Annotated in this window: 14 protein-coding genes; 7 read left to right on the top strand and 7 right to left on the bottom strand. The window is 54.6% G+C overall.

Annotated elements, in window-relative coordinates:
* Nucleotides 1-126: 126 nt before the first annotated feature.
* Both GCU45_RS27545 and rfbA read left to right on the top strand, forming a co-directional pair.
* Nucleotides 127-2,310 (top strand): right-handed parallel beta-helix repeat-containing protein, encoded by a 2,184-nt coding sequence (locus GCU45_RS27545; protein WP_152402077.1) that lies wholly within the window; start codon nt 127-129, stop codon nt 2,308-2,310.
* Nucleotides 2,311-2,369: 59 nt separating this feature from the next.
* Entirely contained in the window at nt 2,370-3,257 is an 888-nt protein-coding gene (gene rfbA / locus GCU45_RS27550; protein WP_152402079.1) for a glucose-1-phosphate thymidylyltransferase RfbA, read from the top strand.
* A gap of 99 nt (nt 3,258-3,356) precedes the next feature.
* On the opposite strand, the gene GCU45_RS27555 is transcribed toward rfbA, so the two are convergent.
* From GCU45_RS27555 to GCU45_RS27565, 3 genes are all read right to left on the bottom strand, one after another.
* Nucleotides 3,357-4,367 carry an ABC transporter ATP-binding protein gene (locus GCU45_RS27555; RefSeq protein ID WP_152403376.1) on the bottom strand — a complete coding sequence of 337 codons (1,011 nt, stop codon included), beginning with the start codon at nt 4,365-4,367 and terminating at the stop codon, nt 3,357-3,359.
* An 88-nt stretch (nt 4,368-4,455) separates the two neighbouring features.
* Entirely contained in the window at nt 4,456-5,256 is an 801-nt protein-coding gene (locus GCU45_RS27560) for an ABC transporter permease (protein ID WP_145022120.1), read from the bottom strand.
* Nucleotides 5,253-6,029, bottom strand: coding sequence for an ABC transporter permease (locus GCU45_RS27565; protein ID WP_152402081.1), 777 nt, complete (start codon nt 6,027-6,029; stop codon nt 5,253-5,255). The genes GCU45_RS27560 and GCU45_RS27565 overlap by 4 nt, the downstream gene beginning before the upstream one ends.
* Before the next feature lie 344 nt (nt 6,030-6,373).
* Here GCU45_RS27565 and GCU45_RS27570 point away from each other — a divergent pair, with 344 nt between their 5' ends.
* Both GCU45_RS27570 and GCU45_RS27575 read left to right on the top strand, forming a co-directional pair.
* Nucleotides 6,374-7,633 carry an MFS transporter gene (locus GCU45_RS27570; RefSeq protein WP_152402083.1) on the top strand — a complete coding sequence of 420 codons (1,260 nt, stop codon included), beginning with the start codon at nt 6,374-6,376 and terminating at the stop codon, nt 7,631-7,633.
* A 602-nt stretch (nt 7,634-8,235) separates the two neighbouring features.
* Nucleotides 8,236-9,660 (top strand): NAD-dependent succinate-semialdehyde dehydrogenase, encoded by a 1,425-nt coding sequence (locus GCU45_RS27575; protein WP_152402085.1) that lies wholly within the window; start codon nt 8,236-8,238, stop codon nt 9,658-9,660.
* 159 nt (nt 9,661-9,819) lie between these two features.
* Here the strand turns inward: GCU45_RS27575 and GCU45_RS27580 are convergent, their stop codons facing one another.
* The 4 genes from GCU45_RS27580 to GCU45_RS27595 all read right to left on the bottom strand — a co-directional run bounded on the left by GCU45_RS27580 (nt 9,820) and on the right by GCU45_RS27595 (nt 13,600).
* Nucleotides 9,820-11,004: a foldase protein PrsA gene (locus GCU45_RS27580; protein ID WP_152402087.1), complete on the bottom strand. Its 1,185-nt coding sequence runs from the start codon at nt 11,002-11,004 to the stop codon at nt 9,820-9,822.
* 221 nt (nt 11,005-11,225) lie between these two features.
* On the bottom strand, nt 11,226-12,236 hold the full coding sequence (spoVAD, locus tag GCU45_RS27585; RefSeq protein ID WP_152402089.1) for a stage V sporulation protein AD: 1,011 nt from the start codon (nt 12,234-12,236) through the stop codon (nt 11,226-11,228).
* Nucleotides 12,237-12,244: 8 nt separating this feature from the next.
* A complete protein-coding gene (spoVAC, locus tag GCU45_RS27590) occupies nt 12,245-12,727 on the bottom strand; it encodes a stage V sporulation protein AC (protein WP_116231330.1) in 483 nt (160 codons plus the stop codon).
* A gap of 12 nt (nt 12,728-12,739) precedes the next feature.
* Nucleotides 12,740-13,600, bottom strand: a complete 861-nt coding sequence (locus GCU45_RS27595; protein WP_152402091.1) for a DUF421 domain-containing protein — start codon at nt 13,598-13,600, stop codon at nt 12,740-12,742.
* A 145-nt stretch (nt 13,601-13,745) separates the two neighbouring features.
* Between GCU45_RS27595 and GCU45_RS27600 the strand changes: the two genes are divergently transcribed.
* From GCU45_RS27600 to GCU45_RS27610, 3 genes are all read left to right on the top strand, one after another.
* Nucleotides 13,746-13,952, top strand: coding sequence for a DUF1657 domain-containing protein (locus GCU45_RS27600; RefSeq protein WP_076168463.1), 207 nt, complete (start codon nt 13,746-13,748; stop codon nt 13,950-13,952).
* 211 nt (nt 13,953-14,163) lie between these two features.
* The gene (locus tag GCU45_RS27605; protein ID WP_244364300.1) at nt 14,164-14,805 is read left to right on the top strand and encodes a phosphatase PAP2 family protein; all 642 of its coding nucleotides are present in this window, start codon (nt 14,164-14,166) and stop codon (nt 14,803-14,805) included.
* A gap of 117 nt (nt 14,806-14,922) precedes the next feature.
* Nucleotides 14,923-16,005, top strand: a complete 1,083-nt coding sequence (locus GCU45_RS27610; RefSeq protein ID WP_152402092.1) for an AI-2E family transporter — start codon at nt 14,923-14,925, stop codon at nt 16,003-16,005.
* The last annotated feature ends 20 nt before the right edge of the window (nt 16,006-16,025 follow it).

Raw genomic sequence — 16,025 nt, forward strand, 5'->3', positions numbered from 1 at the left:
TGGCTATATGGAACCTGCGGCAGGTAAAATAGGCAAGCGGCCCTAGGGAAATGTCCAAAGCTAAGCAAGTCTGCCCCGAATACAATAGCATTGGACTTGACATTCGTTGATGGGGAGGTTTTGCCTATGGGTCGTCTTTTCGATAGGCATCAGCATAAGAAGGGGATAAGGCAGCGGGGAAACAGGGGCCGCGCCCAGCCGGAGAAGAAAATCGCTTCCATATCGGCGGCTGAAGCGACCAGTGGGAATCTTCCGCTGAACTCGGTGGGGACGTCCAATCTGGTGGATGGGGCCGTGGTGACGACCAAAATCGCCGAACATTCGGTCACTGCCGACAAGCTCGGTTTGACCTGGCTGAGCGTCCCTGCCGCTGCAGGCTTCGCTGATGCCCTGAGCCGATTGAAAGCCCAAGGGGGTGGCGTGCTCGTAGTCCCCGCGGGAGATTATCCGATCCCGGCCGATACGGTGGTGGATCCGGGCATTACCCTTCGCTTGATGAACGGGGCCCGGCTGAACATCGCACAAGGAAAAGTGCTGACCATTAACGGCGGCGTGGAGGCCGGATTGTACCCCATCTTTACAGGTTCAGGCATCGTGAACGGGGCGCTGGCTGAATATTATCCGCAGTGGTTCGGAGCGGCTGCCGACGGGAACGCGGACGATTCAGCCGGGATTCAGTCCGCCGTCAACGCAGCGGACGGTTCGGGGGCGACCGTGGTCCTGCCTGCAGGAACGTACAAAATCAGGGAAATCAAGCTTCAGAACCGTATGAAGCTGAGAGGAGAGAAGGGCGCAGTACTGGAGCCGTTTACCGCGGGTCAGGATGCAAAACTGACCGCTTCCGGAGCAGCCGGATTCGAGGTAGCCGACCTTGAAGGGCCCATCAGCTTGAACATCCTATCCAGTTCGGATTTCGTCATCCGGAACCTCCGGGTTCGTCAAAATGTGGAGGGATGGCATATCTACCAGTCCGAAGACGGACAGCTTATGGATAACCACATCGTGGAGTCCGCCAATAAGGACGAACGATTCATATACCTTAACGATTGTACCCGTATGCTCGTTCAGGGCAACCAGATCCGAAATCAGACCTTGTTCAACGGCGCAGATCCGAACAGCAATACGGGAATCAATATTTCCTCCTCCAGCTACTGCCAAATCGTCAATAACTATGTGGAAAACTGCGGCGGTCAGGGCATCTGCTTTGACACCAATACAGGGATTGCGGACGCTGCGTCCCGGGCCTGCTTCAGCAACATTGCCGCAGGCAATATCGTGATCGGGAACGGGCAGGAAGGGATTACGGCGTTTGCTTCCAAACAATACGAAACCTATGATATAACGGTCGTAAACAATATTTGCATCAATAACCGGTATAACGGAATCGAATTTTGGGGTGTTAGGCAAGGCGTGATCGAGGGAAACAGCATCAGCGCGCCCGCGATGAAGGAGTACAGCTTTGGGGCAATCAACATTTTTGCGACGAAGGACGTCATCATCGACGGCAATTCGATCGAGAATGTACCTACCTCCGGGATTGCACTGGTCAACGGACCGAAATATGCGGAGTCCCGGTGCCAGAATATCATCATCACGAGCAACCGGATCCTGAACTGGAACAACCTTGACCTGAGCCCCGCGACCAATCATGACCAGATCTGCGGGATTAATTTGTTCAATGCCGACTGCTGCCTGATTCAAGGGAATCTGCTGATGGACACGAGACCCGGCCGAAAAAATATCGTAAAAGCCATTTCTGTTGTGGAAGGCCGCCATCTGATCCGGGGCAATATCAATCCCCAGAATTTATTGATTGACGACCATGTGGAAGCCGATTTGGCTTGGGCTGGGCATCAAATTGCTGAACGGACCCCTTTCGTACGGTTTTCTTCCTTGCCGGGCGACGTCAACAACGGTGTCATGACAGGAGTGGACCCTGGAACCGTATGGTATAACCACAGCAAGCGGGCATTGTTTTATAAAGGATACGATAAAACGATGCTGACCCCGCTCGTTCTGGATGAGAAGAGCACCTCCGGGTTCCCGTCCGGTGACTATGCGCCGGGATTTTTCAGCTATCAGACCCAAACGGGAAGGCTGTTCTACCGCGGTAAACCGAATAATTCCAATGGCAAGTACGCGGAGGTTGTGCTGAAGGATAAGTTCATCAATTTGAAAAGAAGCACCGAAGTGTCGAAAACCCCGGTCGAAGGCGACACGTACTACGATACCGTTCGGAAAAAGCCGGTCTATTACGACGGCGCAAATTGGAGAGATTTCAACGGTAACATCGTTAGTGTGAACCCATAATCAAGGGATGTCTTGTGGTGTGCAGATCATATGATGGTAGAGAGAGGGGTTGTTCGCAAGTGAAAGGCATCATTTTGGCAGGGGGCAGCGGCACGAGGCTGTATCCGCTCACCAGAATCATTTCCAAGCAGCTGCTGCCGATTTATGACAAACCGATGATATATTACCCGTTGTCCGTTCTTATGCTTGCGGGAATCCGGGATATTCTGATCATATCGACGCCGCAGGACACTCCCCGGTTTGAAGAGCTGTTCGGCACAGGTGAGCAGCTCGGAATCCGGCTGTCTTATGCGGTGCAGGAACAGCCGAACGGGCTTGCGGAGTCGTTCATCATCGGCGAGGAGTTTATCGGCGAGGACAGCGTGGCTTTGATTCTGGGAGATAATTTGTTTCACGGCCATGGACTGACGGAAATGCTGCAGACGGCGGTCCAGCGCGAGCAGGGTGCCACGATCTTCGGCTACCATGTGCAGGATCCCGGCCGATTCGGCGTGGTGGAGTTCGATGCAGACGGGAGGGCCGTTTCCATTCAAGAGAAGCCGGCCGAGCCGCGGTCCAATTACGCGGTAACCGGACTGTACTTTTATGACCGGAACGTTGTGGATTACGCCAAGCAAATCGTACCATCAGACAGGGGAGAGCTGGAAATTACCGATATTAACCGGATGTATCTGGAGCGTGGACAGCTGCGTGTGGAAATATTGGGCCGCGGGTTTTCGTGGTTTGATTCGGGAACGCATGAGTCGCTGCTGGAGGCTTCCCAATATATTGAGACGATTGAGAAGAGGCAAAGTTTGAAGGTGGCCTGCCTTGAGGAAATTTCCTATTCCAAAGGGTATATCAACCGGGAGCAGCTGACTCTGCTTGCCGAGCGGATGAGCAAAAATGCATACGGGACCTATCTCATGCAGCTTGCCGCCGGTAACGTCCAAGCCATCTATCAATGATGGAGCGGCTGGATACATACCAAAAGCCGGCGCCTCTGCGGCAGAGGGCCGGCTGTGAATGGGGAGCAGGCTCAGCAGCTTTGCTGTTTCCTTGCTTCCTCAGTAAACTTTATGGATCACATCCTCAAACGCCGGCTCTTCCGTATGGATGTCGGCTGCTTCGCCCCATGCGGACATCTCGCGCAGAATATCCACCGCACGGATCTGCTGGCGGTTCGCTTCAACCCGGACGTAATCGGGTCCGGTCTCCACGACGCGGAACGCTTCCCCGGTGGGGAGGCGAATTTCAAGCGGGAGCCTGAGGCTCTCTCCTGGCGGTAGCGGGATGGACCAAGCTCCTGCGAAAGTTACCCGGATCGTCGTCGGAAGACCGATCTTCTCCCGGAGTTCATCGATCGTCCCGTCATAGCTGAGCTGCCCGTGATTGATCACCATCACGCGCTCGCAGAGCTGCTCGATGTCGTCCATGTCATGGGTGGTCAGCAGGATGGTCTTGCCGAACTCGGTATTCAGCGTCTTCAGAAAATCGCGGATGCTGCGCTTGGCGGTGACATCGAGGCCGATCGTCGGTTCATCCATGAACAGGACGTCCGGATCATGCAGCATCGAGGCTGCGATGTCGGCCCGCATCCGCTGTCCTAGGGACAGCTTGCGCACCGGTGTCGTCCAAAATTCCCCCAGGCCGAGCAGCTCGGACAGCTGTCCGAGACGCAGGTCCCGCTCCTTGTCCCCAACTTTGTACATATGGGCCAATATTTCGTATGAGTCTTTGACCGGCAGATCCCACCACAGCTGGCTTCGCTGCCCGAAGACGACGCCAAGGCGGCTGACGACGCGGCGCCTGTGCCGATGAGGATCAACCCCGGCGATCCGGACTTCCCCCGATGACGGATGAAGGATGCCGGTCAGCATTTTGATCGTCGTCGATTTGCCCGCACCGTTCGGCCCGATATAGCCGATAAAATCCCCCTGGTTGATCGTAAAGCTGATATCTTTCACCGCTTCCTTGACGCGGTATTCCCGCGAAAACAAGGTGCGGATGCCCGCGAAGCTCCCCTCCTTGACCACCGGCGTTTTAAACTGCTTATGCAGCCCCCTGGCTTCAATCATCGGCTGGGGCCGATCCTTATCCGCCGACCGTTCCAACTCCGTTCGTACGGCTGCTTCTGTCATGATTCCCATATCGATCTTCTCCTTTCTAGCTTCCGGTACTTTGGTAACGTGACATGCCGAATGTCCACAATTTCATGCTGGCGAAGAGGCAGACTGCCGCCACCAGGACGATGCCAAGCAGGACCCAGGCGCCCAGCTCCCCGCGCAGGATAAACAGCGAAGGTACATAATTGACAAAACCGACGGGAATGACAACGAGCAGGATGGACCGGAGCCAGACAGGATACAAGACCAGCGGGTAACGGACCGCGGTCTGGGAGGCGTCCTCCGTCAGCGTCTGCAGCTCGTTGATTCGGGTCAGCCAGAACCCGGCGGTAGCGGTGGTGAGACCGATGGCGAACAGGATGACTGCTCCCGTAAGGATCACCAGAAAAGTGAAGGGAACCGCTATCCAGGTAATTTGCCCGGCCTGCATCATCCCGTGGAGCGCCCAGGTCAGAATAAATCCGCCTTGCAGCAGTTCCCCCGGCATCATCCGGAAGTTTTGCGACATCAGGGCAAGCAGAACAGGGACCGGCCGGGTCAGGAGCTGATCCAGGTCGCCTGACGTCAGGTAGTTCTCAAGATGATGAACATCATTGGCAAAGCTGCGGTACAGCGCCTTGGACAGCGTCATGACGGCAAACAGGTAGCCGACTTCATAGAGCGACCAGCCTTTCACCGCGCCAAACTTGTTCAGCACGATGGCAATCATGAGAAACTCGGCGATCTGGATCCCGGCGGCCAGAAACGTCCCAAGCAGAAAGTTCATCTTATACTGCATCCCGCTGCGGATGCTGGACCGGATCAATACGAAATACAGATGAAGCCAATACCGAATGTTCATCCGCCCTGCACCTCCACCTTGCGGCGAACGACCGCCGTTACGCCAAGACAAGCCAGAGTCATCAGTACGCACCATACGAGAGAGCCCAGCAGCCGGTAGGCATCCTCAAACCCGAGATAAATCCGGGTCGGTACGTACAGCAGGTAAGGATAGGGGGAGAGCCAGGAAACCGTTTGCAGCCAGCGCGGCAGCCATTCCACCGGAATGAAGAAGCCTGCCAGCAGGTTGATCAGGGCATGGTTCATCCAATACAGCCAGCTGGATTCCGTGGTCCACAAGGCCGTAGCCCCGATGATGTAATTCATGCAGATCGATAAATAGGCGGCCGCGGCCAAACCGGCCAGTGCCAGAAGCAGGGTGGTGACTTGCTGCGGAAGCGACAGGGAGAATACGAGGACGTACAGCAGATAGATCGGAACGGACTTGTACACAAACTGGTACGCGATTTGACCCCATTCCCGGCACATCAAATGAACGAACAGATGAACCGGGCGCATCAGATCCAGGGAGATCTGGCCTGTCCTGACCGATTGGGGAATGCCCAGCCCATTGGTCGTAAATCCGGAAATCCACAGCGACGCCTGGGTAAAAGCGATGTAGCCGATCATCCCGTGCACGCCGTATTCGCCGAGCGGCCTGTCCTGGCCGATGCCGATCCAGATGCAGGCATACAGGTAGCCGAACAGGGCGCTTGCAACGTTGTGCAGCATATGAGCCCCGCGGTACTGCAGGTTGCGCGCATACGCTTTTGAAGCAAGTGAGAAATAAAGCATTACACACCTCCGATAAGTTTTGTGGCGACGAGAACCGTCAACTTCAGTCAAGGCGGGTGAGTGAGAAGGATTTCCATCATACCAAAAATAGGATGGCGCGACAAGGAAAAGTTTTCGGCCGGAGGCGGATACAACCTTGTCTGCTGCCATGTGCATGCAGCGTCATGACATTCCACTATAACGCTTTCTTGCCCCTTTTACCACGTGATTTCCCACAATTATTTTTGTAATCAGAGGCGGTCCGGCGCATATTGACTTGCCCTTCCTTCCGAGTAGAATGGGAGCAAAGACGAAGTGAAAACAACAAAATGATTCGGTTTGAAGGCACCGGAGGAGAGTACCCGATGATATCATTCAAGACGCGGCCGCAGCACCGCCGCAAGACTTCCATGCAGCGCAGAAACCTGAGGGTAGCCAGCCTGGAAGGCATCCCGGCCGTGATGTTTATGACCCTGCTCGGCGGGCAGTTTTTGACCGGTTATCTGCTGTACCTAGGCGCAAGCTCGGGTGAGATTGGATTCGTGCTGGCGATCACGACTTTTGTCAATATCGTCCAAATTTTTGCCGCGTATCTGATCCAGAGGCTGCGCAGCCGGAAGTGGACGCTGGTGCTGTTCGTAGCCGTGCACCGGGTCATTTGGGGGAGCACCGGTCTCGTGCCGTTTATTGTCCCGAAGCCATACTGGGTGTCCGCGTTTATCGTATTGTACACGGTGGCCTTCATGTTCAATACGCTGGGGGGCATCCTGTGGAACTCGCTTATCAGCGATATGGTCCACCCCAAAGTCAGAGGACGGTACTTCGGCATCCGGAACACGATTCTGAATGCGCTCGGAACGCTGGTGATGTACGGGGGTGGAGTCATCCTCGATCATGAGCCGGGCGGAAAGGGATTTCTGCTGCTCTATATCATCGTCTGGGTCTGCATTGCGGCCAATATCGCCGTGTTCTTCTTCTATCCGGACATTCCGTTTGAGCGGTCCTCGGAGAAGCGTTTTATCCCGATGCTGAAAAAACCGCTGCGCGACGCTTCTTTTCTGAAGGCGACGCTCTTCCTGGCCGGATTCCTGTTTCTGCAAAACCTGGTTGTGCCGCTGTATTCGTACGTCATGCTGGAAATGCTGCACATCAACTACCAGAAGCTGTCGCTGCTGAACGTGCTGCAAACGGTGTCCATGATGGCCAGCTTCTATGTGTGGGGTAATCTGAACGTTCGGCACAGCAACCGCAGGCTGCTGTTCTGGACGCTGCCGATCATCGCATTATCCTGCCTGTGCTGGGGGCTGCTGTCGGTACTGCCGATGCTGCCTGTGCTGATTGCGGCACACATGATTTTTGGCATCGGTGTCGGCGGATTCAACCAGCTGGCGTTCAATTTCATGATCGGCGACACGCCTAAGGCGGAGCGCCCGATGTATATGGCGATGTACGCGGCGATTACGGGTGTCGCAGCGTTCTTTGGCCCGCTGATCGGGGGCAATCTTTACGAGCTCATCGGACACTGGCCGGAATGGACCCGGATCTATGGCGTGCAGATCGTCGTCGGCCTGAGCATGCTGCTGCTGACGGTCAGTCTTGGCCGGAAGATTCTGCGGAATTCGTGAGGGCTCGAGAAAAAAAGGCGAAGGTTAAAACTGGCCCGGGGCGGTCTGAGTTTATATACCCTGCTTGTCGATAATATTCCTAATAGAATACGAAATGGCTGAGGTACCTCCCATAAGAAGACGGCAAATTGAGCTTCCGTCTTCTTGAGGGAGTTTTTTTGTTGCTTGAAGCTATGCAAACGCGCGGAGCGTCCTCGCAACCGCCAAACACAGCGCGTCACAACAGCAAGGCGAACGTCTCTATGGCCTTGCGCAAAGCCGGCTTTTCGCGTGAACCTTCCGATTGGGTGGAAGTTGCTATTGCTTTAGCTAGGCGGATGCACGAAGCAGCGGAGAGATCGAAGGCATTCCGGAAAAGCGAAGCGGTCGCCTTTGTCCCCGAATATCCACCATTGAAATAGATTCAAGGATGTTCGGGGGCAACAGCGATTGAAGGAAGGATTCGAGCGCGGAGCGTCCTCACAACCGCCAAACGAGGCACCCGGGCAACGATATAGCAATGCCTCAAGCCCCAAACCAAAGTCCGTCTTTTCGCGTGAACCTTCCATTCGGGGGTATAATGAATAAGTAGAGGTGAATTTAGGAGCAGGGAGGAATCATTTATGTTTATCAACCAAATGTATATAAATGGTGCCTGGAAGGATGCCGCCGAGCACATCGACGTCCTGAACCCGGCCACCGGTGACGTGATCGGCACCGTACCGAACGGCGGCGCGAAGGAGGCTGGCGAAGCCGCGGATGCCGCTTATGAAGCGTTCCCGGCATGGTCCGCGCTGACGGCGGACGAGCGGGGGGCGCTGCTGATGAAATGGCACGGACTGATCGCAGAGCATACGGACGAGCTCGCCCGGATTATGACGACGGAGCAGGGCAAGCCGCTGAAGGAAGCCGCCGGCGAAATCGGCTACGCGAACAGCTTTATTTCCTGGTACGCGGAGGAGGGCAAGCGCGTCTATGGGCAGAGCATACCGGCCTCGTCCGCTTCGCAGCGGATCTGGGTGCAGAAGCAGCCGGTCGGCGTCGTGGCGGCGATCACGCCATGGAACTTCCCGGCGTCGATGATTACCCGCAAGGTTGCGCCGGCGATGGCCGCCGGCTGCACCGTCGTGATCAAGCCGTCCGAGGAGACGCCGTATACGGCCTTGAAGCTCGCTGAGCTCGCACACCAGGCCGGACTTCCGGCCGGCGTGATCAACGTGGTGACCGGCGAGGCGGCAGCGATCGCCGGCCGCTGGCAGCAGGACGAGCGGGTGCGCAAAATTTCCTTCACCGGCTCGACCGCCGTAGGCAAGGAGCTGATGAAGGGAGCAGCCGAAACCGTCAAGAAGATTTCCTTGGAGCTGGGCGGACACGCCCCGTTTATCGTGACCGCCGCGGCGGATCTGGACAAAGCGGTGGACGGGCTGATCAAGTCCAAGTTCCGCAACGGCGGCCAGACCTGCGTCTGCACCAACCGGGTGTATGTGGATGAACGGATCGCCGGCGAGTTCACTCGCAAAGCGGCGGAACGGACGGCCGCGCTTCAGGTAGGCAACGGCATGGAGGAAGGCGTGGATATCGGTCCGCTCATCAATGCCAAAGCGGTGGACAAAGTGCTGCGGCAAATTGAGGACGCCAAAGCTAAGGGCGGGATCATCGTGACGGGCGGCGAGGCGCTGCAGCATTCCGGCGGACACTTCGTGCAGCCAACCGTGATTGAACAGGCGACGGACGACATGGAATGCATGATACACGAAACGTTTGGACCGCTTGCTCCGATTACGACCTTTCGTACGCTGGAGGAAGCCGTGCAGCGGGCCAACCGCAGTCCTTACGGGCTGGCCGCTTACGTCTTCACGGAGCGGATCCAGGAGGCGCTGTACGCCGCCGAAGCCCTCGAATACGGAATCGTCGGCGTAAACGATCCGCTGCCTTCCACGGCGCAGGCTCCGTTTGGCGGATTCAAGCAGAGCGGACTCGGACGGGAAGGCGGTCATTTCGGCATCGAAGAATACCTCGAGGTCAAATATGTATCGCTCCGGCTCTAAGCGGAGGAGCGGCCGAAAACGCGCGGTGACTGGGCGCTGCCCCAACATCCGGGAAATGCACCAGGCAGAGCTCCGACCAAGATCTCATGCAAGCCGCCAATCAAAAATAAAGAAGAAGCCCGAGGTGATTACCCTCGGGCTTCTTCAATAACAAAGCTGTTATTTCGTTGTATTTGCCGCTGTATCGGCTGAGCCTGCGCCTGCAGCCGTATCGGTTGCCGCGTTAGCCGAATCGTCCAGCGAGTTGGTAATTTTGGCTTTAGACTTGAGGTCGGCAATCCAGGTCGACGCTTTGGAAGAAATGCCTTGCGTGATCAGCGTTTCCTTGATGTCAGCCTTCTTCTCGTCAAGCGTTGCCGTGTGAGCCGCTTTGCGATCGGTAACCTTGATGATATGGTAGCCGTTGCTGGACTGCACGATGCCGCTCATTTCGCCTTTTTGCAGCTTGAACGCCGCTTCTTCAAACGGTGCTTCCATCACACCTTTGGCAAAGAAGCCTAGGTCGCCGCCGTTGTCCTTGGAGCCTGGGTCGATCGATTTCTCTTTTGCCAGCGTGGCGAAATCGGCGCCTCCCTTGAGCTGCGTCAGGATGCCTTCGGCTTCTTCCTTCGTCTTCACCAGAATGTGGGAAGCTTTGACTTCTTCCGGCGTGTTGAAGGATGCTTTATTTTCATCAAAATATTTCTTGATATCGTCGTCGGTCACTTTTACTTCCGGTTCGAGCAGCTTGCGGATTTGCACCTGCATGTTCATTTGCTTCTTCAGGTCTTCCACCGACATGCCCGACTGCTGCAGAGCCATCTGGAATTCCTCGTCGCTGCTAAAGCCCTTCTTGATATCGTCCATTTCCTTGGTGACATCGGCATCGGTTACTTTAATGCCTTTTTTGCTCGCTTCCTGGTTGACCAGTTCTTCTGTGATGAGGCTGTCCAGCGTCTGTTTGCCGCCGGCATCCACCAGTGCGTCATAGAGCTTGTCCTTTTTAATGTCCGTGCCGTTGACCGTCGCTACCGTCGGGTTGCTACCCGAATTAAAAGGAGGCTTGATCAGCACAATGACGAGAATGACGGCAAGCACGAGCGATACGGCCATCCATACCTTGCCAGTTCCGCCGGACCATGCTTTCGGAGCAGGAGCGGACGCCGCAGCAGACGCTTTGGGAGCAGGCGTCTTCTCTTTATTCGGCTTGGCCGGCGTCTCGCCGTCGCGCTTCATTTCGCTGAGAACCGGTGCGCCGCTCTCGGAAGGGGCTGCCGGTTTGCTGGTCCGTTCAGATGATTCCCCCGTTGTTTCGGTATTGTTCAGCTCTTCGTTGTTTAACGATTCTCTTTCTTTGTCTGTCATTAAATCTTGTCCTCCTTTAATATATGCAAAACGCTTATGGGTTCACTTTACCAGATTTGCCGTAAATAATCCTTAAGAAGACATAAATTGTGACAGATTTTTTTTAATCCTGTTTTAAGATTCGGCTGTTTGCGGCGGTTTTAATCAGGAAGCAGACGATGTGTCCAAATAAAAGACCGCTCCGGGCGGGAATGCCCCGGGAGCGGCCTTAGCTACATGCTTTATTTTTGCCGTTCGATCGATACAGCGTGCGCAATACAAGGAATGCTCTCCTTCTGCTGATAGGAGAGGGGGGAGAGCAGGGCACCCGTCGCCACGACGAGGATGCGGTTCAGCTCGCCGCGCTGCATCCGGTTCAGCAGGTGGCCGTACGTTACGACCGCCGAGCAGCCGCAGCCGCTGGCCCCGGCCTGAACATTCTGTTTACCGTAATCGTAAATCATCATACCGCAGTCCGAATAGGTCGTCTGATGAATCGGAATGTTATGCTTCTTCAGCAGATCGTTGGCGATTTGATACCCGACCTTGGACAGGTCGCCGGTAACGATCAGGTCGTAGTAACCCGGCTCGATCTGCAGGTCGCGGAAATGCGCTTCCATTGTGTCTACCGCTGCCGGCGCCATTGCCGCGCCCATATTGAACGGGTCGCTGATGCCCATGTCGACCACCCGGCCGATCGTGGCGGAAGTGACGTATGGCCCGTCCCCGTCCTGCGACAGGACGACCGCGCCGGCCCCGGTCACCGTAAACTGAGCCGTAGGGGGCTTTTGGGAGCCGTACTCGGTCGGATACCGGAACTGCTTCTCCACGCTGGCATTATGGCTGCATGTTCCGGAGAGCACGTAATTTGCTCCGCCCGAGTTGACGATATAAGAGGCCAGCGCGAGGCTCTCCATCGACGTGGAGCATGCTCCGAACAGGCCGAGATAAGGAATGGCCAGCGTTCTCGCGGAAAAGCTGCTGCTGATAATCTGGTTCATCAGGTCGCCGGCGAGAAAAAATTGGATTTGTCCCTCGGTCAGTCCGGCGTGCTGCACCGCCATTTTGGCCGCTTCCTCCATTAAAGCCTTTTCGGCTTTCTCCCAGCTGTCCTGTCCCAAATACATGTCGCCGTGGATAATATCGAAATCGTCTGCAAGCGGACCCTGACCCTCAAACGGGCCGACGATCGCCGCTTTCGACTTGATGGAAGGCTTGTTCTCGAACACCCAGCTTTGATGGCCTTTCAGCATATGAATCCTTACCCCCCTACAATATTAGGATCAAAAATGATGTAGGCGATGCCGACGCAAAAGGCTGCGACCGAACCGAACACGATGACGGGTCCGGCAACCTTGAAGATGCTGCCGCCGAGGCCGAGCACGAGCCCTTCCCGGCGGTACTCGATCGCCGCCGAAGCCATGGCGTTGGCGAAGCCGGTGACCGGGACGGCGGTTCCAGCGCCCGCCCACTGAGCAATTTTGTCATATACCCCCAAGCTGGTGAGAATGACGGAGATGATGATCATGACGCCTACGGTCGGACTCGAGGCCGCTTTTTCCTCAAAACCCCACCAGTGGATAAACATCTGCTGCACCGCCTGCCCGAGCAGGCAGATAAGGCCGCCGACGAGAAAGGCCCTGTATAAATTTTTGAACGTAAACTTGCTGGGCTCTCGCTTTTTGGCCAATTCCTGATATTCCTGCTGGACAGGCGTCAGTTTCTTCTTCTTTTTGCTGACCATGCTGCTTCACTCCTAACGGGTTAATAATGGCTTGACGTTTGAGATAACCTGCTCCAGCTGGGCGGACACCTGCTCGTACATCGCCTTGTTCTGCTCGTTTTTGGTCGAAAGTCCGTACATCTCCAGGTCCGCCTGGCATTTTTTGAGATCCGCATACAGCATCGCTTTCTGCTGCGGCTCGGGAACCTTGATCTGATCGTCGAAGAGGTCGACGTACAGCTGTCCGTACGCATCCACCTGCCCGATAAAGACGTTGTCCAGCGATACGCCCAGCTTTTCGAGCTCGGTATGTATCCAGCGCCGGTTCAGGCCCCTTGTAGCCAGCGGCTCGTCCATGATTTTGCCGTCCAGAATGACCGTCTGCGGCTCGCTCTCCGGCCCGACCTTGATGCCGAGATGGGTGGGGGTCAGCGGTTGATTTTCTTTTTTCATCAGCACGTTGATCTGTCCGTTCGGCTCCATGATCGCAAACTCGACCTCCGCCGTTTTAAAGGCGTTTTTCCCGCGGAGCTGCTCCATAAGCTCTTCGTTCGTCAGCCGCTCCTTCTTCAGATTGTCCTCCATGATCTTGCCGTCCTTGATCAGCACGGTACTGGTGCTGTCAATGAAATCCCGGGCTTTCTTGCTCTTTAACTGCAAAAATTCAATCATGAGCGAAACGGCTACCCACACGGCGAGGGAAATGACGCCAAGGTACCAGGTGGCTTTCAAATCAAGCGAGATGGAGGCCGCCAGGTCACCGATCGTGATCCCCGTAATGTACTCGAAGAAGGACAGCTGGGAGATTTGTCTTTTGCCCAAGAGACGGGTCAAGGCAAACAGAAAGACCACAGAAGCCAAAGTCCGAACGATAACCTCTATCCAATCCGGCATATCTATAAATTCCTCCATTCCAGATCTTTGCTTTAAACGCGGATAACAAAATTATTTGCAGTATCTTCTCGTTTTATGAATTTTTTGATTTCAGACAGGTTAGATTATGTTTCGTACTTATCCTGTAAAGGAGGTGAAAGTAACAATGACCGTTGCATCCCAAGTCAAAACGACACTTGCATCCCTGAAAAGCGCCCAAGCCAGCTTGGAGACGTTTGCTCTCAGCACGCAAAACCAGGAAGCTAAAAACCTGTTCTCTCAAGCTGCCCAGCAAACCCAGCAAATCGTGCAGCAGGTGGAAAGCCGGGTACAACAGCTTGAAAACGAGGAGCCTCAATATAAAGGATTCTAATTCTTTAATTGATCCCCGATATCAGGCCATACCGCTCCAGTCCAATAACGTTTTGCCTTAAGCACCGGTTTTGCCGGTGCTTTTTGCTTATGCTACAGCTGACAAATTCTGATCAGGATAAGCGTGACAAAGGCCGGGTCTTCATGGATAATATTAAAGTCATACCGGATGGCAGAAGCGGGGGTTTATAGAGAGAGGAGTACATATAGATATGAGAGCAAATCAAAGACGGCTGAATAAGCTGTTAGTTATGAGCCTGGTGCTGGGCGTGCTGTTCGTGATCATGATGGTCCTGGTCGGAGCGGACCGGATCGCCTGGTTTGACCAATCGATCATCTATGCAGTTCAGGGGATGGAGAATGAGGGGTTGACCCGAATCATGAAGGGCTTCACCTTCCTTGGGTCATCGCTCGTGGCGACGCTGCTGAGCGTGATCGCGTTCCTGTTTCTGTGGCTGGTTTTGCGGCACCGCAAGGAGCTGCTGATGTTTCTCTTGTCAGTGGGAGGATCGGAAATTTGGAATATCATCATCAAAAATTGGATGCATCGGCAGCGCCCCAACACGCACCGGCTGATCGAAATCAGCGGATTCAGCTTTCCGAGCGGGCACTCGATGGCTGCGTTCGCCCTGTACGGGACGCTGACTTACTTGCTGTGGAGGCATATTCCCGCGCTGGCCGGAAGAATTGCGATGATCGTTATCGGGGTGGCCCTGACGCTGCTGATCGGGATCAGCCGGATCTATCTCGGGGTGCATTATCCGAGCGACGTCTTCGGCGGGTATTTGGCGAGCGCAACGTGGCTGATGCTGTCCATTTATTTCTTTGAAAAGTACTGGAAGCCAAGGCCATAGGCGCCAGGAAATGAAAACCGTACATCAGGCGGCAGAAACTTGCATGAAAACGCCTCGCTCGCGTAATATGATTGCATAAAGATCTTTTTAAAGGAAAGGGTGTATGGCTTCGGTCCGATGACGTCGCTAAGAGATTTTGTTCAACTGCCTGCCGTTAAAAAAGTGATGGTCCTCATTTTGCTCGTGCTGTTTTTGTATGTCTTCCGGAGCATGATGAACCTCATTCTGATTACCTTCATAGTTACGTACCTGGTGAACCGGATTCATTCGTCGCTCACCCGGCGGTTTACGAACCGAATGGGAATCAGCAAGAAGATCGCCGTACTAATCATTTATGCCGTCTTTCTTGGAGCCCTGTCGATCGGAACCTATCAATACGCTCCGAAGCTGCTGGGTGAACTGAACGTGCTGATCAACCAGGTTATTTCGTTCTACAGCAAGCCGCTGGAGCTTACCGACAATAAAGTCATCGACTACGTGCTGGAGTACATCCATAAGATTGATATTTCGCAGTACGTCAAGCAGGGTTACAACCTGCTGACCGGAACGATCTCCAACATCGGCAAGGTCGGTATCAATTTTGCCATCGCGATCATCATGAGCTTGTTCTTTATGCTGGAGAAAGAGAAAGTGACCCATTTCACGGATAAGTTCAGAAGCAGCAAATTCGCCTACTTTTATGATGAATTAGCTTATTTCGGGAAAAAATTTACGTTTTCTTTCGGAAAAGTGATCGAGGTCCAGTTTTTGATTTCCATTATTAACGCAACGGCTTCCACGCTGTTTCTGTGGATCCTCGGATTTCCCAACCTGTTCGCCCTCGGGCTGATGATCTTCCTGCTCGGCCTCGTGCCGGTCATGGGGGTGATCGTCTCACTGGTGCCGCTGTGTGCCATCGCGTTCAGCATCGGCGGAGTGATGAAGGTCGTTTACGTCCTGATCATGGTGGCCGTCCTGCACGCGTTCGAGGCGTACGTCATGAATCCGAAGTTTATGTCGGATAAAACGCATCTGCCGATATTTTATACGTTTGCTGTACTGATCATCTCCGAGCACTTCTTTGGGGTGTGGGGGCTTATTCTCGGCGTGCCGGTGTTCATGTTCCTGCTGGATCTGCTGGAGGTGCCGGTCAACGGGCCGAAAGATGAACCCGCTGGAGCCGCCAGGAAGAACAAAAAAATACCACACAAAAAATCCTAACGGTTGAAGTTAGGATTTTA

It is taken from the genome of Paenibacillus cellulositrophicus, assembly GCF_009363095.1.
GTDB lineage: Bacteria > Bacillota > Bacilli > Paenibacillales > Paenibacillaceae > Paenibacillus_AQ > Paenibacillus_AQ favisporus.